Origin of the sequence: Brenneria sp. g21c3 (genome assembly GCF_040240345.1) — a bacterium.
Classification (GTDB): Bacteria; Pseudomonadota; Gammaproteobacteria; order Enterobacterales; family Enterobacteriaceae; genus Brenneria.
Genome location: NZ_JBEIAB010000001.1, coordinates 382096 through 404084, shown reverse-complemented (window position 1 = coordinate 404084; position 21989 = coordinate 382096). Strand labels below are relative to the sequence as shown.

Genomic DNA, 21989 nt, shown 5'->3' with positions numbered 1-21989 from the left:
AAAGGCCGCTTTCGCGGCCTTTTCCACATTGAGACAAGGCCATTTGCGGTGCGACAAGGCTTGCGGCAAGGTAGCCGGGCTGTCAAACACATGGAGGAAACAGCATGAAAAAGTCTGGAGTAAGAGCGCTTTGTCTGATCGTCGGCATGAGTTTGTCGGGGTTGCCGCTATTGGCGCAGGCGGCGCCAAAAAACGAAAATGCCGGTATTGAAGCGAAGTCAGCCCCGGCCTCTCAAAAGACGGAAAAGGCATTGCTTCCCGCCGCTGAAGAGGATGAAGTAAGCATTAACACGGGGACGGCGGAAGATCTGGCGGGCGTGATGAACGGCGTCGGTCTTAAAAAAGCGGAAGCAATCGTGAGTTACCGTGAACAAAACGGCCCTTTCACGCAGATAGAGCAGTTGCAGGAAGTTCCGGGGATCGGCGCCGCGTTGGTTAAGCGTAATTTGTCGCGTTTAAAACTGTGATGCTTTTCGCAACCGGTGGAAGTTCTACCGGTTGCGAACTGCTCTGCGGCGCATAGCCAGGACAGGTCACCGAGATGGACACGTCGTTCCAACGTGATGGCGGGCAAGCGTGTGATAGGGGCCGTCGACCTTGCCTGATTTTTATTGACGATGGTTATCGTAACCCGGTTTTCTGCTTCAGCGCCGCCATTATTGCGGCCGGATCGCGCTGATACGCCTGCAAGCCGTTGGCCCGTAGATGACAGGCGGCGCAATGACCGCAGCCATCGCCTTTAATACCGTTATAGCAGGTCAGGGTGTGATGACGGATGGTATCCAACTGCTGATAATAGTCCGCCAGCGCCCAGGTTTCCGCCTTATTGAGCCACATCAAGGGCGTGACGAAGCGAATGTCGCGCGCAATACCCAATACGACAGCCTGATTCAATGCCTTGACGAATTCGTCCCGGCAGTCCGGATAACCGGAGAAGTCCGTTTCGCACACGCCGGTAATAACGGCTTCGGCGCCAACCTGATAGGCATAGATAGACGCCAGCGTCAGGAAAAGGATATTCCGCCCTGGGACAAATGTACTGGGAAGTCCTTGCGCATCGCTGTCATAGTCGGGTACGGGAATGTTGTCGCGCGTCAGACTGCTGGCGGCCAGTTCATTCAGTAAACCGACATCCAAAACTTTATGCGCGGTTGCGCCAAGTTTCCGTGAGAGCTCACTGGCTATCTCGATTTCCGCACGGTGACGTTGTCCGTAATCGAAGGTAATACAGTGAACTTCATCATAGTGCTTCAGAGCCTGAATCAGGCAGGTTGTGGAATCTTGTCCACCGCTGAAAACGACAACCGCGCGCTTCATTTTTCATTTACCTTGATGCAATTGGGGCCGCAACGTGGGTAGCATGCGTTGGGCATAAAGTCGGTATGTTACCTGAAAATTTGTCGTCATTCAGCGATCGCTGGCATCGCGGCAAGCGACGGGCATCGTGACGAGCTTTGATTACCCGCTTTCTACCGGCGTTGGATTGATTTTTGCCGAAAAAAGTTGCCTTTTTATCTTTAATGCGGGGAAATTGGAGAAAACTTTCCTACGGAATGGCGCCATGTTAGATAAAATAGATCGTACCTTGTTGAGTTTACTGCAACAGGACTGCACGCTTTCACTGCAAACGCTGGCTGAGTCGGTCAATCTCACGTCCACCCCTTGCTGGAAAAGATTGAAGCGGCTGGAAGAGGAAGGCTATATCCGCGGGCGCGTCGCGTTGCTGGATAATGAGCGGCTGGGTCTGGGATTAACGGCGTTTGTATTATTGAAAACCCAGCAACATAACAGCGTCTGGTATCAAACGTTCACCCGCGTCGTGTCGGAAATGCCTGAAGTATTGTCTTTCTATCGGATGGCCGGAGAGTATGATTATCTGATGCAAGTACAGGTTGCTGATATGAAAAGCTATGATGATTTTTATAAGCGGTTGGTGAATGGTATTCCGGGACTGGTGGATGTGACGTCCAGTTTCGCGATGGAGCGCATCAAGTACACGACGGCGCTGCCGTTATCTCTCTAATTCATCGGTCATAAGCTTTCTGTATAATCATTTTCCCGGGTTGATACCCGCACTTCTGAATATTGGAATCAAAACTGCGTGAGACTGTTTGCTCAACTAAGCTGGTATTTTCGCCGGGAATGGCGACGCTATGTAGGCGCGGTGCTGTTGTTAATGGTGATCGCCATCCTGCAATTATTACCGCCGAAACTGGTCGGGGTGGTGGTGGACGGCGTGACGCAACACACTATGACAACAGCCGGGGTGATGCAGTGGATCGGCCTGATGTTGCTTACCGCCGTGATGGTGTATCTACTGAGGTGCGTATGGCGCGTCTTGCTGTTTGGGGCGTCTTACCAACTGGCTGTTGAACTGCGTGAGGATTTTTATCGTCAACTCAGCCGCCAGCATCCCGCCTTTTATTTACGTCATCGTACCGGCGATTTGATGGCGCTTGCCACCAACGACGTTGACCGGGTGGTCTTCGCCGCTGGCGAAGGGGTGCTGACGCTGGTGGATTCCATGGTCATGGGCTGCGCCGTTCTGGTTATTATGTGTACCCAGATTAGCTGGCAGCTGACGTTGCTGGCATTGTTGCCGATGCCCATCATGGCGCTGATCATCAAACATTACGGCACGCAGTTGCATCATCGCTTTAAATCGGCTCAGGCGGCGTTTTCCTCGCTTAACGATCAGGCTCAGGAGAGTTTGACCAGCATTCGAATGATTAAATCATTTGGTCTGGAAGACTATCAATCAGAGCGCTTTGCTCAGGTTGCAGAAGACGCCGGCGCCAAAAACATGTATGTCGCACGGGTTGATGCGCGTTTTAATCCCACCATTTATATCGCTATCGGATTGTCGCACCTCCTGGCTATCGGCTGGGGCAGTTGGATGGTGGTCCATGGCTCGCTGACGCTGGGCATGTTAACCAGCTTTGTTATGTACCTTGGCCTGATGATATGGCCGATGCTGGCATTGGCATGGATGTTCAATATCGTTGAGCGCGGAAGCGCGGCATATGGGCGAATTCGCAAGCTGTTGTCGGAGGAGGCGGTCGTTATGGACGGTACGCAATCCCTGCCTGACGAACGTGGCGCTCTGGTCGTGAATATTCATGATTTCCATTATCCCGAAAGTTCCGGCAGCGCGTTAAAAGAGGTCGGTTTTACGCTAAAACCGGGGCAAATGCTGGGACTATGTGGTCCCACGGGATCGGGTAAAAGCACCTTACTGGCGCTGATCCTGCGCCATTTTGACATTCAGTCGGGGGATATTCGCTACCACAATCTTTCTTTGTCTGACATCCGCCTCAATGAGTTGCGCCATCGCTTTGCCGTCGTGGGCCAAACGCCTTTTCTTTTTTCCGATACGGTCGCGAACAACATTTCTCTGGGACGACCGGATGCGACCCAACGGCAGATTGAACAAGCGGCTCGCCTTGCCAGCGTGCATGATGACATTTTGCGGCTGCCGCAAGGCTATGATACCGAAGTCGGCGAGCGCGGCGTTATGTTGTCCGGCGGCCAGAAGCAGCGCATCGCCATCGCGCGCGCGCTATTGCTGGATGCGGAAATTTTGATTCTGGATGACGCATTATCCGCCGTTGACGGTCGAACGGAACACCGGATCCTACAGAATCTTCAACAGTGGGGAGAGCAACGGACGCTGATTATCAGCGCTCATCGTCTTTCAGCCCTGACCGAAGCCAACGAGATTCTGGTACTACAGCATGGGCGCACCGTTCAACGAGGCAACCATCGGGATCTGGTCGCTGAAGCCGGCTGGTATCGGGATATGTATCGTTATCAACAATTAGAAGCCGCGCTGGATGATGTGCCGTTGGCGGAGGGGGAAGAGCGTTAATGAATAACCCTAAACAGCTTTGGCCCACATTAAAACGGTTATTGTCCTACGCCTCACCGTGGAGAAAGCCGCTGACGCTGGGAATGCTGATGCTATGGATAGCCGCGGCGGCCGAGGTTTCCGGGCCCGTACTGGTGAGTTACTTTCTTGATAACCTGGTTGCGAAAGGCGAGTTTCCTTTGGCATTGGCGGCAGGATTGGCCAGCGCCTATCTTCTGTTACAGATTTTGGCGGCGACGCTGCACTATTTTCAGGCGTTGTTATTTAATCGAGTGGCGGTCGGCGTGGTGCAGCAATTACGTATCGATGTGATGGACGCCGCGCTGCGGCAACCGCTCAGCACCTTTGACACTCAGCCGGTAGGGCAACTGATCTCGCGCGTCACCAACGACACGGAGGTGGTGAAGGATCTGTATGTCATGGTGGTATCGACCGCACTACGCAGTGCGGCGTTGATCGGCGCCATGCTGGTGGCGATGTTCAGCCTGGACTGGCGGATGGCGCTGGTCGCGCTGACGATTTTCCCGGCGGTATTGATCGTCATGTTGATTTATCAGCGCTACAGCACGCCGATTGTTCGTCGGGTGCGCGGTTATCTGGCCGACATCAACGATGGCTTTAATGAAGTCATCAACGGGATGGGGGTCATTCAGCAATTCCGTCAGCAGGCCCGATTCGGTGAGCGATTGAGCGCCGCGAGTTGGGCGCATTATCGGGCGCGGATGGAAACGCTGCGTCTTGATGGTTTTCTCTTACGTCCATTGCTCAGTCTGTTTTCGACCATGGTGCTGTGCGGGTTGCTGATGCAATTTGGTTTCGGCTCCGTCGGTTCGGTCGGCGTCGGGGTGCTGTATGCGTTTATTAATTATCTTGGGCGTTTGAATGAGCCGCTGATTGAGATGACGACTCAGCAATCCATGTTGCAGCAAGCCGTCGTCGCCGGTGAGCGCATTTTTGAACTGATGGATGGCGCGAAGCAGGATTATGGCGCCGACGAGCGAACGCTTCCCCACGGACGCGTCGAGATTGATGATGTGTCCTTCTCTTATGGTTCGGGAAAAAGGGTTCTGCAACATATTTCACTGACGATTCCGGCGCGGGGATTTGTCGCGCTGGTCGGTCATACCGGCAGCGGCAAGAGTACGTTGGCTAACTTGCTGATGGGGTATTACGCGCCCGATGAAGGCGAGATCCGGTTGGATGGCCGTCCGCTGCCTACGTTATCGCATCAGGCATTACGCCATAATGTCGCCATGGTGCAGCAGGATCCGGTGGTGCTGGCCGAATCAATGTATACCAACGTCACCTTGGGGCGCGACATCAGTGAAGAGGAAGTATGGCGCGTGCTTGACATTGTTCAGCTATCTGAGTTGGTGCATGGGTTTCCTGATGGTTTACATACCCCGATTGGCGAGCAGGGGAATAATCTATCAACCGGGCAGAAACAGCTGTTGGCGATTGCCCGGGTATTGGTGCAAACCCCTAAAATTCTGATATTGGATGAAGCGACGGCGAACATTGACTCCGGTACGGAGCAGGCGGTGCAAAAGGCGCTGAATATTGTTCGGGCTGAGACGACGTTAATCGTTATTGCTCATCGATTGTCGACGATTGTTGATGCCGATACGATTATGGTGCTCCATCATGGACAAGCCGTTGAGCAGGGGACTCACGGGCAACTATTGCGCCGGCAGGGACGTTATTATCAGATGTATCAATTGCAGTTGGCGGGAGAAGAGCTGGCGGCGGCGGGGACGCCTGAATCTGTTTCCGCATCGTAAGCGGTTTGCACTCTCAAATACAATCGCCGGCGGACGGCGGTTGTTTGCTACGCACCATCACTAAGCATATTCATTCTGTTTTTAGCCTCGATGCACCAAATTTACCCGATGCGCACCAATGTGGTGCGTCTGATGCCCGCTTTTTTAAGTTTTTCTTTTCCTGACAGCATGTTCCCTACCGTTAACAGACCTTAACCGCGTTCTTCTGGCTGATATCTTTCAGATAAATCATTTATGGCACACCCTTTGCTTTATCCATTGCGTGAAGATAATTCGAAATGATGGAAATCCGAGATAGCAGCGGGCGCAAGTCTGAACTTAACGGTTAGGGGGATGATGAATGAAACTGGTTACTGTGGTTATAAAGCCATTCAAGCTGGAAGATGTGCGTGAAGCATTATCTTCCGTTGGCATTCAGGGACTAACTGTCACTGAAGTTAAAGGGTTCGGACGCCAGAAAGGGCATGCTGAACTGTATCGCGGCGCAGAGTACAGCGTTAACTTTTTACCTAAAGTAAAAATTGACATCGCAATAGCTGATGATCAACTGGATGAAGTCATTGATGTAATCAGTAAAGCGGCCTATACCGGAAAAATTGGTGACGGAAAGATTTTTGTCGCTGAATTACAAAGGGTTATTCGCATTCGTACTGGCGAAACCGACGAAGCCGCACTTTAACACCTGACTTAGATGCGTAAATAGGGATGGATGAAAATGAAAAAACTTGTCTCCTCATTGAGTCTTGGTGTGGCTGCTTTGCTCCCGTCCTGGGCTATGGCTGCCGCACCAACGATCGATAAAGCAGATAATGCTTTTATTATGATTTGTACCGCTTTGGTACTTTTTATGACTATACCTGGGATTGCGTTGTTTTATGGCGGTTTGATTCGTTCTAAGAACGTACTTTCCATGTTGTCGCAGGTGTTTGTTTCTTTCGCGCTGGTTTGCATCTTATGGGTTGTTTATGGCTATAGCCTGGCCTTTAGCGAGGGTAACGCTTTTTTCGGCGGCTTTTCCAACTTCCTGCTGAAGGGCATTGCCATTGATGCGATCAGCGGTACGTTCTATCAGTATGTTCACGTTGCTTATCAGGCCTCTTTCGCCTGTATCACCGTAGGGCTGATTGTCGGCGCCATTGCCGAGCGTGTTCGCTTCTCCGCGGTACTGATTTTCGTCGCGCTGTGGCTGACTTTCTCTTACCTGCCGATGACTCACATGGTATGGGGCGGCGGTTATCTGGCTGCTGACGGCGCTCTGGACTTCGCCGGTGGTACGGTGGTGCATATTAACGCCGCTGTTGCCGGTCTGGTCGGCGCTTACCTGCTGGGCAAACGCGCCGGTTTCGGTAAAGAAGCGCTTAAACCACACAATCTGCCGATGGTGTTTATTGGTACGGCGGTGCTGTATATCGGCTGGTTTGGCTTTAACGCCGGCTCTGCCGGTGCTGCAAACGAAATCGCGGGTCTGGCTTTCCTGAATACGGTTGTCGCTACTGCGGCCGCTATCCTGGCATGGGTTGCCGGCGAGTGGATGGTGCGTGGCAAACCTTCGCTGTTAGGCGCCTGTTCGGGCTGTATCGCCGGTCTGGTCGCCATTACGCCGGCGGCGGGTTTGGTGGGCGTCGGCGGCGCGCTGATCATCGGTATCGCCGGCGGCATCGCTGGCCTGTGGGGCGTAACCGTTCTGAAAAGATGGCTGCGTGTTGATGACCCTTGCGACGTGTTCGGCGTGCATGGCGTCTGTGGTATCGTAGGTTGTATCCTGACCGGCGTATTCACCTCCGCCTCTCTCGGCGGCGTGGGTTATGCGGAAGGCGTGACTATGGCTCACCAGGTTTGGGTGCAGTTGTTCAGCGTGATTGTCTGCTTCGTGTGGACCGGCGTTGTGTCTTTCATCGCTTTCAAAATTGCTGATATGGTGGTTGGTCTGCGTGTACCGGAAGAACAGGAACGCGAAGGTCTGGACGTCAACAGCCATGGCGAGAATGCTTACAACCAGTAAGTGTGTGAACCTGAATTGATAAACAGGGCGTCGGATAACTCCACGCCCTGTTTTTTATAGCTGTTACGCCGAACGTCGCAACGATGTTAAAAATCGTCCAGACGAGTTTCGTCCGCTCGCTGGTTTGGAGTATTGCAAACGGCGCTTAAACGCGCTCTCGGCGTTTTTAATGGGGGGCGCGACGTATCACCCCTTCCTGCACGCTGGATGCAACCAGCACGCCTTCCCGGGTATAAAATTGCCCGCGCACGAAGCCTCTGGCGCCTGAAGCGGAGGTGCTTTCTACGACATACAGCAACCAATCATCCAGACGGAAATTCCGATGGAACCACATGGAGTGATCGATGGTAGCGACTTGCATGCCGGGTTCCAGAAAACCAACCCCGTGCGGTTGTAATGCCGTTAACAGAAAATTGCAGTCGGAGGTATAGCCAAGCAGATACTGATGGAGCCGTTCATCATTCGGCAATGGCCCGTCGGCGCGACACCAGACATGCCGTACCGGTTCTTCCACTTTTCCTTTTAGCGGGTTATGAAACTTTACCGGACGAAACTCAATGGGCCTGGGGCGAGTGAATTTGTCACGGAGTTGCGGCGGCAATGAATGCGCGATGCTTTGCGCGATCTCCATCTCGGACTTAAGCGCTTCAGGTGGCGTCACTACGGGCATGACATTTTGATGTTCAAACCCTGCTTCGTGACTTTGAAACGAGGCCATCATATAAAATATCGGTTTACCATTCTGAATGGCGTTGACGCGACGGGCGCTAAAGCTATTGCCATCGCGCAGGTTTTCCACATCGTAAATAATCGGTTTTCGGCTATCTCCGGGCAGGAGAAAGTAGCTGTGAAATGAGTGGATACGACGATCTGCGGGTACGGTTTGTTTTGCCGCCGACATCGCCTGGCCGACCACTTGCCCGCCAAATACCTGACGTAGCCCTAAATCATCACTTTGCCCTCGGAATAATCCTTCCTCGATTTTTTCCAGGTTAAGCAGATCGAGAAGATTTTGTAACGCCTGGCTCATGGTGTCGGCCTCATTGGTTGAGCCTCTTTAAATTAAGGGCTAACGAGTTGAACTCAGTAATTTAAATTATTGAACAGGAAAATATCAGAATTTTGTACCATCATTATTCTATAGGGTGACTCATACTACTTATACCCCTTGTTTTTAAGTCGCAGGGGGGATGACCTACTGGACCTTGAAGTGAGTTGGGTATCTGAATGCCGGTTTTCTGATGCCGGTAGTCTGACAATAATAAAAGGAGACTGACCGAATGAAATTATGGCATATCTTAGGCAGTATCACGTTATCAATGGTTCTGGCAGCCTGCGCGGACCGGAGTGGACCGGGTGTTTCCCCAGAAGCCGGCGCGCCGCCGGTCAGCGGCAATGCCGCTCAGGCGTCTGCAATATCCCAGCCCGCCGTCACCGGGACCGTGAATATTCGTCAGCGCATTGCTTTACCACCGAATGCGGCGTTGACGGTTACGGTATCCGATGCCTCATTGGCCGATGCGCCGTCAAAAGTGATTACTCAGCGCGTCACGCGTACCGGGGGAAAACAGGCGCCTTTTACATTCGTGTTGCCGTATAACCCGGCTGATATTCAACCCCACGCCCGTATTCTGCTTAGTGCGGCTATCGCGATAGATAACAGGGTGGTGATGGTGACGGAAAATGTCTTACCGGTTATCACCAATGGTGTGAATAGCGCCGATCTTATTTTGACGCCGGTGACCTCCGTACCCTTGCCCGCGCAAGGACAAACAACCGGCGCGCCGATTTCCGCGCCCTTGACCACGCAACCGTCACAGCCCGCTTGGTAACGTAGCCTGAGGCCGCGTGCGTCATGGTGTCATGGCGCATGCTGCCAGCGGAACACGGCAAGATCGATTTTCCCCTGTTTGTTAAAGATGACTCCCTCAGCCTGTAATGCTGATTTCTGGCGTTGGCGATCGTCACCGATAAGCGATATTTCACCTTTTCGGTTTATCACCCGGTGCCAGGGGAGTTTACTGCCTTTGGGTAAACGCCTCAGTACGCCGCCAACTTGCCTAGAGGCCCGGGGGGATCCAGCCATCAGCGCTACATCTCCATAGGTCGCTATTTTTCCATAAGGGATTGCGGCCACAATCTGAAAAACACGTTGTTGAAACGTGTCTATTTCTCCTGTCATCAACGGAACCTTGTATGTCAATCGGTTGAAGTATAGTGGTATCTCATGCTGGATAAGAAAACAACGGTTGGCGTATGTTAGCTTGCAATTGATCTACCCATCACCCATAATGCCCACCGCTCTATATTAATGAGTAGTTAGTTAGAGCTGTCAATGGGGGCCCTGTCGGTTCTCCCGCAATGCTAACCTGTGAACTCGGTCAGGTCCGGAAGGAAGCAGCCGCAGCAGGAGACGCGTGTGCCGGGATGTAGCTGGCGGGGCCTCCACCAATTTCCCCCATTGATATTCTTTCTCTCGTTTGAAAACCGCTCAAAACAGTTTCGTGACGCCGATGGCTTACGTCCGTCGCTCCCTTTATCCATGCTGCAATGTCGCGCTTCCCGGTTGGCTTTCGATGGTTTGATTTTCCTGAAATTCCACTGGCGTTAGTTGCGTGCGTAACGCCCGCAAGAGAACGCGACGTAGCCATTTTCCGGGTACAATATGTTTGTGAAACGCGATACGGCATAACCGTAATTATTGTAATAGGTTTTGCAATGATATTGTGGAGGGGCGACAGATCGCGGTTTTATAAAACTCAGTGTTCTAATTATTTACATTATATGAAATACAATTTGTTACAATCAGGGTTTTATTAAAGCGTTAAAAAGACAATAAAAACAAAGGCCGATAATGCTATCGGCACAGTGTATTAATTTATATCAGTGTTTGTATACGTTGCGTCGAGGAATTAACGGACGTATTTCCATACGGCAGTGGGAACTTTGTCATAAAGTTTGTTCATCGTCAGTTCTGCCAGACGATGATCCGCAGCGGAATAGAACATCTCCAGTTCATCGTTGGAGAGTTCATACTTGTTTTTCTCAATAACGCGTTCCAGCGTGTCTATGGTTGTGCATTTACGTAAACGCATCAAATAATCGATTTTTTTCATGTTGGCCTTTATGCTAACAGTACCTGGTGGTTAATAAATATAAGATAAATTATTGCTTAAGTTTTAGCAGGCGTACAGATACCCGGTTCTGAGAACATTCCGAATAATCTTTCTTTAGATTTCTTCCATCCTCGCAATTCAGCATCATTGATGCCGTAGTTGCTAAACAGGACATAGGTGTCATCTAAATACTTTTCAACCCGCTGAGAAAGTTCGCTTTCGTCAGGATATTTTATTTTAAATGTGAGAATAAATGTAGCGATATGCTCAATAAGTTCATTTAACTGGAGATTGATCGCAGATGTCGGGTCATTGACCCAGCCATGACTGCTATCGCCTAACGTTGCTATGCTTTCGTCGCATAGATTCTCACATAAGAATCTGAGTTGGGCAATATCATAATGTTTAGGAGTGTACTCATCCATATCAATCCCTCCGTTAAGCCGTTATTCAGTGTTACCGAGGTTAACACCGGGTAAACAGGCAGACTGACAAACTCGTAAAGAATAGCCTTAACCATGCTTCTACAATCATGATGCCTACATGCAAGCGTTCAACGTCTGGGATTTAGACAACCACAATCAGCCCACAATGGTTTTACACCTCCCGATGGCGACAGCGTATCTTTTCATTTTAATGCAAACAGGAGACGTCTACATTATGCCATTTTGATACGTATCGGTCGTTCTGTATATAACTATAGCAAAAGAGTCGGTAAGATTCGCGGACATTAGATGAGGTTTTCAATGCTATTTATCAGGATTAAATCACAAAACTTCAGATAGCGGAATAGTTTCGGAATAACCATGAGATTAGTCTATCAAATTAATTTGCGGACCGGCTATGATTTCATAACTTAAGAAAGCAAGCGTTACGGGGTAGTGTAAAGACGTGTATCAATAAGGGTTTTTTATCCTATTGTTTTTACTGTTTTTATTTGGACAATAAAAAAGCTCTGTTACATATATCACAGAGCTGTAGGGAATTGTTACGGAAAAGAATTAACCCTTTTTCTTTTTTCTGCCCTGTACGGCTTTAAAGCGGGGGTTGGTTTTGCATATCACATAGATACGTCCGCGACGGCGGACCACTATGCAGTCTTTATGACGGTTTTTGGCTGAGCGTAGGGAGCTAAGTACCTGCATTTGAATATTCCTCTTTACCTATCATCTGTCCGGTTACAGCGATATGACTCTCTTCATTGACTCGTTTCCTGGTCGACGTTATTTGCCTGAAGTGCCGGCGTCATGCCAGTTTCTGAGCTATTCAGGCGTCGTTTATTTGAAAAAATTGCCAAAACGCTGCTGGAAGCGCGCCGTGCTGCCCTCTTTGGCGTACTCTTTTTGTTTCCCGGTATAGTAAGGATGGGAAGCGGAAGAAACATCAATGGTGACGTAGGGGTAACTGACGCCATCCAATTCAATGGTGCGCTCAGTTTTGATGGTTGAACCGATTCTATAGTATGTATCGGCGCTGGTATCATGAAACACCACCGTCCGATAATCCGGGTGAATGCCTGCTTTCATATTTCCTCAATTTGTTATGTTATAACATAACTTAATGTTGCGCTTTTTTGTTGTCGAGATCAACCCTGTAATTTATAGGGATATGACGGGTTCAGGGCATGGATTACGCGAGGTAGGGGCAAAGGGGAAGGGGAGTATCGGTCATAACAATCGTTATAAAAAAGGCCGCAGTCGCGGCCTTTTGAAATCAGATAGAGGATTAGTGATGCTCTATATGCTGATTAGGCTTTTCCGCCTCTTCGTTTTTCTTACCAAAGCGGCGGCGGACCACCACAAAGAATACCGGAACGAAGAAGATGGCCAGCACGGTTGCGGTAATCATCCCGCCCATTACGCCGGTACCAACGGCGTTCTGCGCGCCGGAACCTGCGCCAGAACTGATAACCAGCGGCACAACCCCGAGGATAAAGGCCAGGGAAGTCATCAGGATGGGGCGCAAACGCATGCGCACCGCATCCAGCGTCGCCTCGATCAGGCCTTTCCCTTCTTTTTCCATCAGATCTTTGGCGAATTCGACGATCAGTATGGCGTTCTTCGCCGATAGCCCAATGGTTGTCAGCATGCCCACCTTGAAGTAGACGTCGTTTTCCAGTCCGCGCATGGAGGCGGCAACCACCGCGCCCAGAATCCCCAGCGGCACGACCAGCATGACCGAGAAGGGAATCGACCAGCTTTCATACAGGGCGGCCAGACACAGGAACACCACAATCAGCGAAATGGTGTACAGCGCCGGAGCCTGGTTGCCGGACAGCCGTTCCTGATAGGACATGCCGGTCCATTCATAGCCAATGCCCTGCGGCAGCTTGGTGACGAACTCTTCCATCAGCGCCATGGCTTCACCGGTACTTTTACCCGGCGCGGCCGCCCCCTGAATCTGCATGGATGGCTGGCCGTTATAGCGTTCCAGACGCGGCGAGCCGAATTCCCAGTGGCTTGTCGAGAACGAGGAGAACGGCACCATCTGCCCATTGCTGCCGCGCACATACCAGTTTTTGATATCGTCCGGCAGCATGCGGAACGGCGCATCACCCTGAACGTAAACTTTCTTCACGCGACCGCGGTCGGTAAAGTCATTCACATAGGTACCGCCTAATGCCGTTGCCAGCGTGGCGTTGATATCCGACAGGGCAACGCCCAGCGCCTGCGCTTTTTCCTGATCGATATTAAGCCGGAACTGTGGCGTATCTTCCATGCCGTTAGGACGTACCTGCACCAGCGTATCCGACCGCTGCGCGGCCATACCCAACAGTTGGTTACGCGCCTCGGTGAGCTTTTCATGTCCCAGGTTGGCCTGGTCGATCAACTGGAAGTCAAAGCCTGTCGCCGTCCCCAGTTCGACAATCGCCGGGATGTTGGTGGCAATAACGATACTTTCCTTGATCTGGCTGAATGCGGCGTTGGCCCGGGCTGCGATAGCGGCAACCTTATTCTCCGAACCGCTACGCTCGTCCCAGTCTTTCAGACTGACAAACGCCAGACCGGCGTTCTGACCGCGTCCGGCGAAACCGAAGCCATTGACGGAAAACACCGATTTGACCGTGTCTTTCTCATTTTCCAGATAGTGCTTAGTTACCTTATCCAGCACTTTCTGGGTGTTTTCCTGCGTTCCCCCGGCCGGCAATTGCACGATGTTAAGCAGCACGCCCTGATCTTCTTCCGGCAGGAAGGAGCTGGGCAGGCGCATAAACAGCAAGGCCAGACCGATAACAATCAGCAGATAGAGCAACAGATAGCGGCCGGTGCTGCGCAGAATATTGCCGATGCTGTCGGTATAGTGATTAGTACTTTTCTCGAACAGGTTGTTAAACCAGCCGAAGAAGCCCGTTTTGGCGCCGTGATCGCCTTTGGCGACCGGTTTTAACAGCGTGGCGCACAGCGCCGGCGTTAGAATCAACGCCACCAGCACCGACAGCGCCATCGCGGAAACAATGGTAATGGAGAACTGGCGGTAGATGGCGCCGGTTGAACCGCCGGTGAACGCCATCGGCACAAATACCGCCGACAGAACCAGCGCGATACCGACCAGCGCGCCCTGTATCTGCCCCATCGATTTTCTGGTGGCCTCCTTGGGCGGCAGGCCTTCCTCCACCATCACACGCTCGACGTTTTCCACCACCACAATGGCGTCATCCACCAGCAGGCCGATCGCCAGGACCATCGCAAACATGGTTAGCGTGTTGATGGAATAGCCGAATGCCGACAGGATGGCGAACGTCCCCAACAGTACGACAGGCACCGCGATGGTTGGAATCAGGGTGGCGCGGAAGTTTTGCAGGAACAGATACATCACCAGGAACACCAGCACGATGGCTTCCACCAGCGTTTTCACCACTTCGTTAATGGAGATTTTAACGAAAGGCGTAGTGTCATAGGGGTAAACCACGTTCAGTCCGCTTGGGAAGAACTCCTGCAAACGAGAGAACTCTTCCTTTACCGCCGATGCGGTATTCAGCGCGTTGGCGCCGGTCGCCAGTTTAATCCCGATACCGGCGGCAGGCTGGCCGTTGTAGCGCGCAATCAGGTCGTAGCTTTCACCGCCAAGCTCAACGCGCGCCACGTCTTTCAGGCGTACCTGCGAGCCGTCGGCGTTAACCTTCAGTAAGATATTGGAGAACTCTTCCGGCGATTTCAGCCGCGTTTGCGCGATGATCGAGGCATTCAACTGCTGGCCGGCGACCGGCGGCGAACCGCCTAACTGGCCGGCGGCAATCTGGTTGTTTTGCACGGTAATGGCTGAAGTGACATCGCCGGTCGTCAGTTGATAGTTGTTCAGTTTGTTCGGATCCAGCCAGATACGCATGGCGTACTGGGCGCCGAACAGTTGAGCGTCGCCGACGCCGTTGGTACGACTGATGGGATCCAGCACGTTGGCGGCCGCATAGTCGGCAATATCCTGCTGGGTCATTGTGCCGTCCTCGTTGATGAAGGCGGCGATCAGCAGAAAGCTGCTGCTGGACTTCTGAACGTTGACGCCCTGTTGCTGAACTTCCTGCGGCAACAACGGCATTGCCAACTGGAGTTTGTTCTGCACCTGGACCTGTGCGATATCAGGGTCGGTTCCCGCTTCAAAGGTCAGCGTAATCTGAACCGTACCTGATGAGTCGCTGCTGGAAGCCATATACATCAGGTTATCGATGCCGTTCATATTCTGTTCGATAACCTGGGTTACCGAGTCTTGCAGCGTTGAGGCGTCCGCCCCTGGATAGTTTGCTGTAATTTCAATCGCCGGAGGCGCGATTGTCGGGTATTGGGCGACGGGCAAATTCACAATCGCCAGCGCACCGGCCAACATCACCACGATGGCGATTACCCATGCAAAAATGGGTCGATCTATAAAAAAATTAGCCATTAATTACCGGCTCCTGTTAAGACTTCGCGGGTTCAGCCTGGGACGGCTGCGGCTGTTCGTTATCTTGAGCGACTTCTTTTCCTGTTACCTGAAGGCCGTCTTGGATCTTTTGCAATCCGGTCACAATGATACGATCGCCCGCTTTTAAACCGTCGGTGACGAGCCATTTATTACCCACCGCTTTAGAGGTGGTCACGTTGCGAGTCTCAACCTTATCATCTTTACCGATGATCATGGCGGTTGCCTCGCCGCGCGCATTACGGGTAATGCCCATCTGTGGAGCCAGCAATGCGTCGTCTTTCACGCCGGAGTCCAGGCGAGCGCGGACAAACATGCCGGGTAAAAGATCGTGCTGCGGGTTAGGGAAAATTGCCCGCAAAGTAATCGAGCCTGTCGTTTCGTCAACGGTAACGTCGGAAAACTCCAGCGTGCCGGGATGCGCATATTCAGAACCATTTTCCAGCAGCAGGCGCACGTTGGCTTTGCCTTCGCTTTGTTTCAGCGTACCGTCTTCCAATTCTTTTTTCAGACGCAGGAAGTCATTGCTTGATTGGGTTACATCGACATAAATCGGATCAAGTTGTTGCACGGTGGTTAAGGCGGTGGTCTGGCCTGTGGAAACCAGCGCGCCTTCCGTCACCGTGGATTTCCCCACCCGGCCGGATATCGGCGCGTTGACTTTAGTATAGGCGAGATTGATTTGCGCATTATCCACCGCGGCCTGGGCAGCCTGTACGCTGGCATTGGCCTGACGCGACGTGGCGACGGCCTGATCGTAATCCTGCTTGCTGATGTAATTGGTTCCCAGCAGCGGTTTATAGCGGTTAACCGTCAGGCGGGCGATTTCAGCGCTTGCCTGAGCCTGGGCCAATGAACCTTTGGCGCTATTGTAATCGGCCTGATAAGGCGCGGGATCGATTTGATACAGCGATGAGCCGGCCTGGACATCGCTCCCCTCGATAAAATTACGTTTGAGAATAATACCGCCGACCTGAGGGCGGACTTCCGCGATACGATAGGCGTTGGTGCGGCCAGGCAAATCAGTCGTTACATTAAATGGCTGAGTTTTCAATGTTACAATACCGACTTCAGGTGCTGCTTGTTGCGCTCCAGCCTGTTGTTTATCACTATTATCACATCCCGCGAGAATTAAGCCGCCAGAAAGCATCAGAACTGCCGCCAGAGGCGTTAGCCCTCTGTTTTTGTTCATAGATAAACCTCAAGTGTCCGATTTTAAATTGACCAATGGATCACGCGCTTTAAAACCCATTGCTGCGATAATCTTATGTTGATGCTATGTTACATACATACTCGAATGTATGTAAATCATCCTTTGTTTCAAATACAACGATATGGCACGAAAAACCAAACAGCAGGCTCAGGAAACCCGACAACAGATACTGGACTCTGCCTTGAGAGTGTTCTCAGAGCATGGCGTGTCCGCAACATCGCTGGCTGACATCGCCGCCGCCTCTGGGGTAACCCGGGGTGCTATTTACTGGCATTTTAAAAATAAAGCCGAACTGTTTGATGAAATATGGGGTCAGGCCGAATCAAAACTCAATCAGTTTGAATTAGAGTATCAAACAAAATTTCCTGATAATCCACTGCATGTGATGCGTGAGCTGTTGATTTATATGCTTCGTTTAACGGTGAATGACCATCAGTGGCGATCGATGATGGAGATTATATTTCATAAGTGCGAGTTTGTCGGTGAGATGTTACCTTCTTTCAACGCCCGCAGGGAGCTTTATCTCGGCTGTTACTCGGATATTGAAAGCCATTTAATGCGCTGTATCCGCATGGGGTTGCTGCCGGGGAATATTCAACCTCGGCGAGCCGCCGTCGCGCTGCGCGCTTATTTTTCCGGTCTGATGGAGAACTGGCTGTTCATGCCGGAAAGCTTCGATCTTGATCGCGATGCGCCCGAACTGGTTGACGGCTTTATCGATATGCTGCGCTATAGCGAATCGTTACGTCACTAACAGCATGCTGATTCTGCACGTTGGCGCTATTTGGCGTTGGCGCTCGCATCGGCCTCGTTTTCTTTCTGCGCTTTTTTCAGGAAGTCCTGACGAACGATTTCCAACGCGGCCAGCACCACGTGCGGTTCGATGTCGTTCTCTTCCAGTAGCATAATAAGGTCGACCGCCAGTTTGATTTCTGGCGCGGCATTTTCTAGTGACATGGCTTTCCACCTTCCGCAACTCGAATTATTTAGTGTATAGCAGAGAACCTGGGAACGTCGCCACAACTTAAAAGCCTTGTTCTCTGCGCTCAATCGCGCGCTCCAGCCGCGTCAGCGCCTGACGACAGCGCGCCAACCGTCCTTCAAGCGCCGCCAGCTCTTTTTGCAGCCGTTGTTGTTCGCTGAACTTTGTCTGATCGTTCAGCAGACTTTCTCGGTCATGGATCATGGATAGCAGACGTCTCTCATAATCCTGATGTTCCGCCAGCTTGTGATAAAGATCCTGCGGCGCGCTTGCCGACGCCGGTTCCTGGCGTCGTAAAGATTGGGTCGCCAGTTCACGTTGCAGCGCCGTGATTTGCCGCACCAGTTTTTCCGCCATGAACGCAACCCGGTCGGTGCGTTGCTCGGAGACTAGCTGGCGGATGGATTGCAGATTCAGGGTCACTTCATTGAAATAGTCTTTTAGCCGCGTGCCGTAGCTGCTGAATAGCTGCCGATCGAAGCGCGACTGCGCAACGGGTTTATCCGCCAGCGGTTCGATCTCTTTTGCCAGAGAATCGATTTGTTGTTCAAGCGCGAGCAGCAGTTTGTGAGTATTCACACTGTTCCTTATTACCGATGAGTGCGCCGATTTATCTTTCGGGGCCAAGGTTGCGCATATTAAAACATGATTCGCGTTTTATCGCGTGATGCCGTTCGCTTCAGCGCGCACAGGTCGGTGCGGGGACGCTGATAACGCTTCTTGTCGGACTCTCTCGATGTTTAAACCAGCCGGAGAATGCAACGAGGAAAATAGCTTGCCATAGGCTAATGATGTCCGCCATTAACAAGCACTCAGTGTTGATGATAGAGTATTCGAGCCGGGGTGCGCTTTATTTGCCCAATCAAGGGTGGATTGACTAAAGGTGAATATGTATCGGGCATTGCTGATTGTCATGGGGTGGACGGCCGTCGTTCTGGCAACCTTGGGCGTTGTATTGCCTTTATTGCCGACCACGCCTTTTTTGTTGTTGGCGGCCTGGTGCTTTGCCCGTTCATCGCCGCGTTTCCACCATTGGCTGCTCTACCGCTCCTGGTTCGGCGGATACCTGCGCCACTGGCAGCGACACCGGGCTTTGCCGCCCGGGGCGAAATGGAAAGCCGTTGTCGTGATTTTACTGACGTTTGCCATCTCGCTCTGGCTGATTAAGATGATCTGGGTAAGGGTTTTATTATTGGTCATTATGGCGATTTTACTGACCTTTATGCTTCGTTTGCCGGTCGTCGATCCGGAGCGATAAACACGCGCTGAATCATAGGGAGCGGTTGCAATTATTAGCCAGTTTGACTAGATTTGAGCGTTTTCGTGCGCGGACCGCCGCTTTCCTGTTGCAGAAGCCGGCATTCCATCTGGGGAATGCCGGGCGTAATAGGCTGGCCGCGGCCAGCATTTGTACTATATCAGAACGTTTTATCAGGCACAGATATGATGACCTCAACTGCGCAGCAGTCAGAATTGATTAAAAACAGTATCAAAAGCATTCCCGATTATCCGAAACCGGGCATACTGTTCCGCGATGTTACAAGCCTGCTGGTTGATCCGACAGCCTACGCGACCAGTATTGAGATGCTGGCAAACCGTTATCGCGATAGCGGCATTAACAAAGTGGTGGGTACCGAAGCACGCGGCTTTTTGTTCGGCGCGCCGGTCGCTCTGGCGTTGGGCGTTGGATTCGTGCCGGTACGCAAACCGGGCAAATTGCCGCCGCCGACCATCAGCGAAAGCTATGAGCTGGAATATGGCACTGATTGCCTGGAAATTCACTCGGATGCGATCGGCCCGAATGATAACGTTCTGGTGATTGACGACTTGCTGGCAACCGGCGGAACGGTCGAAGCCACGGTAAAACTGATTCGTCGTTTAGGCGGAACGACGACCGACGCCGCATTTGTGATTAATCTGTTCGATCTGGGCGGCGCCGAGCGTCTGAAAGCCATCGGCGTGAATTGCTATAGTCTGGTTGACTTCCCCGGTCATTAATCATAACAGTCTCGCGGACACCCGCGCGGCTGTGTTAGCATGGCCTCCTCAATAACTCGACTATTGCGGTATTGATGAGCTATCAGGTTCTTGCCCGTAAGTGGCGTCCCCAAACCTTTGCTGATGTCGTCGGTCAGGAGCATGTCCTGACCGCATTAGCCAATGGCCTTTCTCTAGGCAGAATCCATCACGCCTATTTGTTTTCCGGCACGCGCGGCGTCGGGAAAACCACCATCGCCCGTTTGCTGGCGAAAGGGCTTAACTGCGAACAAGGCGTGACGGCGACGCCCTGCGGGCAGTGCGATAATTGTCGTGAAATCGAGCAGGGCCGCTTTGTCGATTTGATCGAAATCGATGCGGCTTCGCGCACCAAGGTCGAGGATACCCGCGACCTGCTGGATAACGTGCAGTATGCCCCGGCGCGCGGGCGTTTCAAGGTGTATCTGATCGATGAAGTTCACATGTTGTCGCGCCACAGCTTTAATGCGTTGCTGAAAACGCTGGAAGAGCCGCCGCCGCATGTGAAATTTCTGCTGGCGACCACCGATCCGCAAAAGCTGCCGGTGACGATTCTGTCGCGCTGCCTGCAATTCCATCTTAAGGCGCTGGATGTCGAGCAAATCCGGGCGCACCTGGAGAAGGTGTTGCAGGCCGAAAATCTGGCGAGCGAGCCGAGAGCGCTGCAACTGCTGGCCCGGGCCGCCGACGGCAGCCTGCGCGATGCGCTGAGCCTCACCGATCAGGCGATCGCCATGGGGCAAGGCCAGGTGACGACCGACTCGGTCAGCCAGATGCTGGGAACCCTGGATGATGAACAACCGCTGGCGATTATTGAAGCGCTGGTGAAAGCCGACGGCGCGAAAGTTATGTCCTTGCTCGACCAGGCGGCGGCGCGCGGCGTTGACTGGGAATCTCTGCTGGTTGAAACCCTGACGCTGTTGCATCGTATTGCGATGGTTCAACTGCTGCCGACCGCGCTGAGTAATGATTATGCGGCGGTGGAAGCCCGTTTGCGGGATCTGGCCCGGGTATTGCCGCCTGCGGATGTGCAACTTTATTACCAGACATTGCTGATCGGCCGTAAAGAGCTCTCTTACGCGCCGGATCGTCGTATGGGCGTTGAGATGACGCTGCTGCGCGCGCTGGCTTTCCATCCTAAACAGGTTATCGCCGCGCCGGCGCCCATCTTGCCGCAATCCGCGCCGGCCGCCATCTCTTCATCAAAATCGGCTCCGCCATTAACAACCGCGCCGCCGCAGGCCATGCGCGAAGAACATGCGGGCGCGCCGTCTTACCCGGACGAGCAAGGGGGCGCATTCGATGGCGCGGCCGCTTTTGAGCAACATACACCGCAGTTTACGGAATCGCCGCCCGATAGCGGGCTTTCCGATACCACCTCGCAGCTTTTACAGGCGCGTAGTCAGCTGTTGCGAAAACAGGGAGCAACCCCGCCAAAAAAAGCTGAACCGGCGGCGTTCAATAAAACGCGGCCGGCAAACTCGGCGCTTGAACGGTTAGCCTCGGTGGCTGAGCGCGGCGCTCAGCGGAAAAGCGCGAAAGACAGCGCGGCGGCTACGACAAAAAAACCGGAAGCCTATCGCTGGCGGGCGCAGAATAAAGTGGAGGAGGTTAAAGCCGACGTCACTACGCCAAAGGCGCTGCGTTCCGCGCTGGAGCATGAAAAAACGCCTGAGCTGGCGGCTCGCTTAGCGGAAGAGTCGCTGGAACGCGATGAGTGGGCGGCGGAAATTAATCGCCTGACGTTACCAAAACTGGTACAACAGCTGGCGTTAAACGCATTCAGGGAGTGTCCGGAAGCCGGTAAAATACATCTGCATTTGCGTTCTGCTCAGCGTCACCTTAATTCGCCGGCGGCGCAGAAAACACTGGCGGAAGCCCTGGCGACGCACTACGGACGGCCTATTGAACTGCTGGTGACGGAAGATGACAACCCGGCGGTGCTGACGCCGCTGGAGTGGCGGCAGGCGATTTATGAAGAAAAGCTGGCGCAGGCGCGCCAGTCGATTATGACGGATAATACGATTCAAACGCTGCGGCGTTTCTTTGATGCGGAACTGGACGAAGAAAGTATCCGCCCTGTTTAACCGCTGCGAGTGCGCAGCCGAAGCGATAGAG

22 protein-coding genes, 1 other RNA gene and 1 other annotated feature are annotated in these 21989 nt (G+C 52.5%); of the genes, 12 read left to right on the top strand and 11 right to left on the bottom strand.

Translation table 11 applies throughout. From position 1 onward, the window contains the following. Positions 1–104 precede the first annotated feature (104 nt). Positions 105–467, top strand: a complete 363-nt coding sequence (locus tag ABRZ28_RS01815; RefSeq protein ID WP_319603542.1) for a helix-hairpin-helix domain-containing protein — start codon at positions 105–107, stop codon at positions 465–467. Positions 468–621: 154 nt separating this feature from the next. Here ABRZ28_RS01815 and queC read toward each other — a convergent pair whose 3' ends face one another. Further along, on the bottom strand, positions 622–1317 hold the full coding sequence (gene queC / locus ABRZ28_RS01810) for a 7-cyano-7-deazaguanine synthase QueC (RefSeq protein WP_330519360.1): 696 nt from the start codon (positions 1315–1317) through the stop codon (positions 622–624). 244 nt (positions 1318–1561) lie between these two features. On the opposite strand from queC, the gene ABRZ28_RS01805 reads away from it, so the two are divergent. From ABRZ28_RS01805 to amtB, 5 genes are all read left to right on the top strand, one after another. Continuing rightward, positions 1562–2023: an Lrp/AsnC family transcriptional regulator gene (locus ABRZ28_RS01805; RefSeq protein WP_319603540.1), complete on the top strand. Its 462-nt coding sequence runs from the start codon at positions 1562–1564 to the stop codon at positions 2021–2023. A 78-nt stretch (positions 2024–2101) separates the two neighbouring features. Next, positions 2102–3868: a SmdA family multidrug ABC transporter permease/ATP-binding protein gene (locus tag ABRZ28_RS01800; protein ID WP_330519359.1), complete on the top strand. Its 1767-nt coding sequence runs from the start codon at positions 2102–2104 to the stop codon at positions 3866–3868. Further along, entirely contained in the window at positions 3868–5649 is a 1782-nt protein-coding gene (locus ABRZ28_RS01795) for a SmdB family multidrug efflux ABC transporter permease/ATP-binding protein (RefSeq protein WP_319603538.1), read from the top strand. Before ABRZ28_RS01800 ends, ABRZ28_RS01795 begins: the two co-directional genes overlap by 1 nt. A gap of 340 nt (positions 5650–5989) precedes the next feature. Next, positions 5990–6328 carry a P-II family nitrogen regulator gene (gene glnK, locus ABRZ28_RS01790; protein ID WP_002208627.1) on the top strand — a complete coding sequence of 113 codons (339 nt, stop codon included), beginning with the start codon at positions 5990–5992 and terminating at the stop codon, positions 6326–6328. 36 nt (positions 6329–6364) lie between these two features. Beyond that, entirely contained in the window at positions 6365–7651 is a 1287-nt protein-coding gene (amtB, locus tag ABRZ28_RS01785; protein WP_330519348.1) for an ammonium transporter AmtB, read from the top strand. 166 nt (positions 7652–7817) lie between these two features. On the opposite strand, the gene tesB is transcribed toward amtB, so the two are convergent. Then, a complete protein-coding gene (gene tesB, locus ABRZ28_RS01780) occupies positions 7818–8681 on the bottom strand; it encodes an acyl-CoA thioesterase II (RefSeq protein ID WP_330519347.1) in 864 nt (287 codons plus the stop codon). Positions 8682–8931: 250 nt separating this feature from the next. Here tesB and ABRZ28_RS01775 point away from each other — a divergent pair, with 250 nt between their 5' ends. After that, positions 8932–9483 carry a YbaY family lipoprotein gene (locus tag ABRZ28_RS01775; protein ID WP_319603535.1) on the top strand — a complete coding sequence of 184 codons (552 nt, stop codon included), beginning with the start codon at positions 8932–8934 and terminating at the stop codon, positions 9481–9483. A 29-nt stretch (positions 9484–9512) separates the two neighbouring features. Here ABRZ28_RS01775 and ABRZ28_RS01770 read toward each other — a convergent pair whose 3' ends face one another. Then, positions 9513–9833: an MGMT family protein gene (locus ABRZ28_RS01770; RefSeq protein WP_319603534.1), complete on the bottom strand. Its 321-nt coding sequence runs from the start codon at positions 9831–9833 to the stop codon at positions 9513–9515. A gap of 163 nt (positions 9834–9996) precedes the next feature. Here ABRZ28_RS01770 and ffs point away from each other — a divergent pair. Beyond that, an RNA gene (gene ffs, locus ABRZ28_RS01765) (signal recognition particle sRNA small type) lies at positions 9997–10093 on the top strand. Positions 10094–10563: 470 nt separating this feature from the next. On the opposite strand, the gene ABRZ28_RS01760 is transcribed toward ffs, so the two are convergent. The 6 genes from ABRZ28_RS01760 to ABRZ28_RS01735 all read right to left on the bottom strand — a co-directional run bounded on the left by ABRZ28_RS01760 (position 10564) and on the right by ABRZ28_RS01735 (position 16852). Beyond that, positions 10564–10767, bottom strand: a complete 204-nt coding sequence (locus ABRZ28_RS01760; RefSeq protein WP_009114000.1) for an HHA domain-containing protein — start codon at positions 10765–10767, stop codon at positions 10564–10566. A gap of 56 nt (positions 10768–10823) precedes the next feature. Then, positions 10824–11192 (bottom strand): Hha toxicity modulator TomB, encoded by a 369-nt coding sequence (tomB, locus tag ABRZ28_RS01755; RefSeq protein ID WP_239781879.1) that lies wholly within the window; start codon positions 11190–11192, stop codon positions 10824–10826. Between the two features lie 576 nt (positions 11193–11768). Beyond that, positions 11769–11912: a type B 50S ribosomal protein L36 gene (gene ykgO / locus ABRZ28_RS01750; RefSeq protein ID WP_136165254.1), complete on the bottom strand. Its 144-nt coding sequence runs from the start codon at positions 11910–11912 to the stop codon at positions 11769–11771. Between the two features lie 132 nt (positions 11913–12044). After that, positions 12045–12293: a type B 50S ribosomal protein L31 gene (locus tag ABRZ28_RS01745; RefSeq protein WP_319603533.1), complete on the bottom strand. Its 249-nt coding sequence runs from the start codon at positions 12291–12293 to the stop codon at positions 12045–12047. Between the two features lie 199 nt (positions 12294–12492). Continuing rightward, positions 12493–15642, bottom strand: a complete 3150-nt coding sequence (locus ABRZ28_RS01740) for an efflux RND transporter permease subunit (RefSeq protein ID WP_330519346.1) — start codon at positions 15640–15642, stop codon at positions 12493–12495. A 16-nt stretch (positions 15643–15658) separates the two neighbouring features. After that, the gene (locus tag ABRZ28_RS01735; RefSeq protein ID WP_330519345.1) at positions 15659–16852 is read right to left on the bottom strand and encodes an efflux RND transporter periplasmic adaptor subunit; all 1194 of its coding nucleotides are present in this window, start codon (positions 16850–16852) and stop codon (positions 15659–15661) included. 142 nt (positions 16853–16994) lie between these two features. Between ABRZ28_RS01735 and acrR the strand changes: the two genes are divergently transcribed. Next, positions 16995–17627, top strand: coding sequence for a multidrug efflux transporter transcriptional repressor AcrR (acrR, locus tag ABRZ28_RS01730; protein ID WP_319603530.1), 633 nt, complete (start codon positions 16995–16997; stop codon positions 17625–17627). Positions 17628–17653: 26 nt separating this feature from the next. Here the strand turns inward: acrR and rsmS are convergent, their stop codons facing one another. Together rsmS and priC are read right to left on the bottom strand one after the other, a co-directional pair. Further along, positions 17654–17830, bottom strand: coding sequence for a pleiotropic regulatory protein RsmS (rsmS, locus tag ABRZ28_RS01725; protein WP_319603529.1), 177 nt, complete (start codon positions 17828–17830; stop codon positions 17654–17656). A gap of 67 nt (positions 17831–17897) precedes the next feature. Beyond that, the gene (gene priC / locus ABRZ28_RS01720) at positions 17898–18434 is read right to left on the bottom strand and encodes a primosomal replication protein PriC (RefSeq protein ID WP_330519344.1); all 537 of its coding nucleotides are present in this window, start codon (positions 18432–18434) and stop codon (positions 17898–17900) included. Positions 18435–18744: 310 nt separating this feature from the next. Here priC and ABRZ28_RS01715 point away from each other — a divergent pair, with 310 nt between their 5' ends. From ABRZ28_RS01715 to dnaX, 3 genes are all read left to right on the top strand, one after another. After that, on the top strand, positions 18745–19113 hold the full coding sequence (locus ABRZ28_RS01715) for a DUF454 family protein (protein ID WP_319603699.1): 369 nt from the start codon (positions 18745–18747) through the stop codon (positions 19111–19113). A 188-nt stretch (positions 19114–19301) separates the two neighbouring features. Continuing rightward, positions 19302–19853, top strand: a complete 552-nt coding sequence (gene apt, locus ABRZ28_RS01710) for an adenine phosphoribosyltransferase (RefSeq protein ID WP_319603698.1) — start codon at positions 19302–19304, stop codon at positions 19851–19853. Positions 19854–19927: 74 nt separating this feature from the next. Beyond that, positions 19928–21958 carry a DNA polymerase III subunit gamma/tau gene (gene dnaX / locus ABRZ28_RS01705; protein ID WP_319603527.1) on the top strand — a complete coding sequence of 677 codons (2031 nt, stop codon included), beginning with the start codon at positions 19928–19930 and terminating at the stop codon, positions 21956–21958. After that, positions 21288–21352, top strand: a sequence feature (DnaX frameshifting element). It overlaps the preceding gene by 65 nt. Positions 21959–21989: the final 31 nt, after the last annotated feature.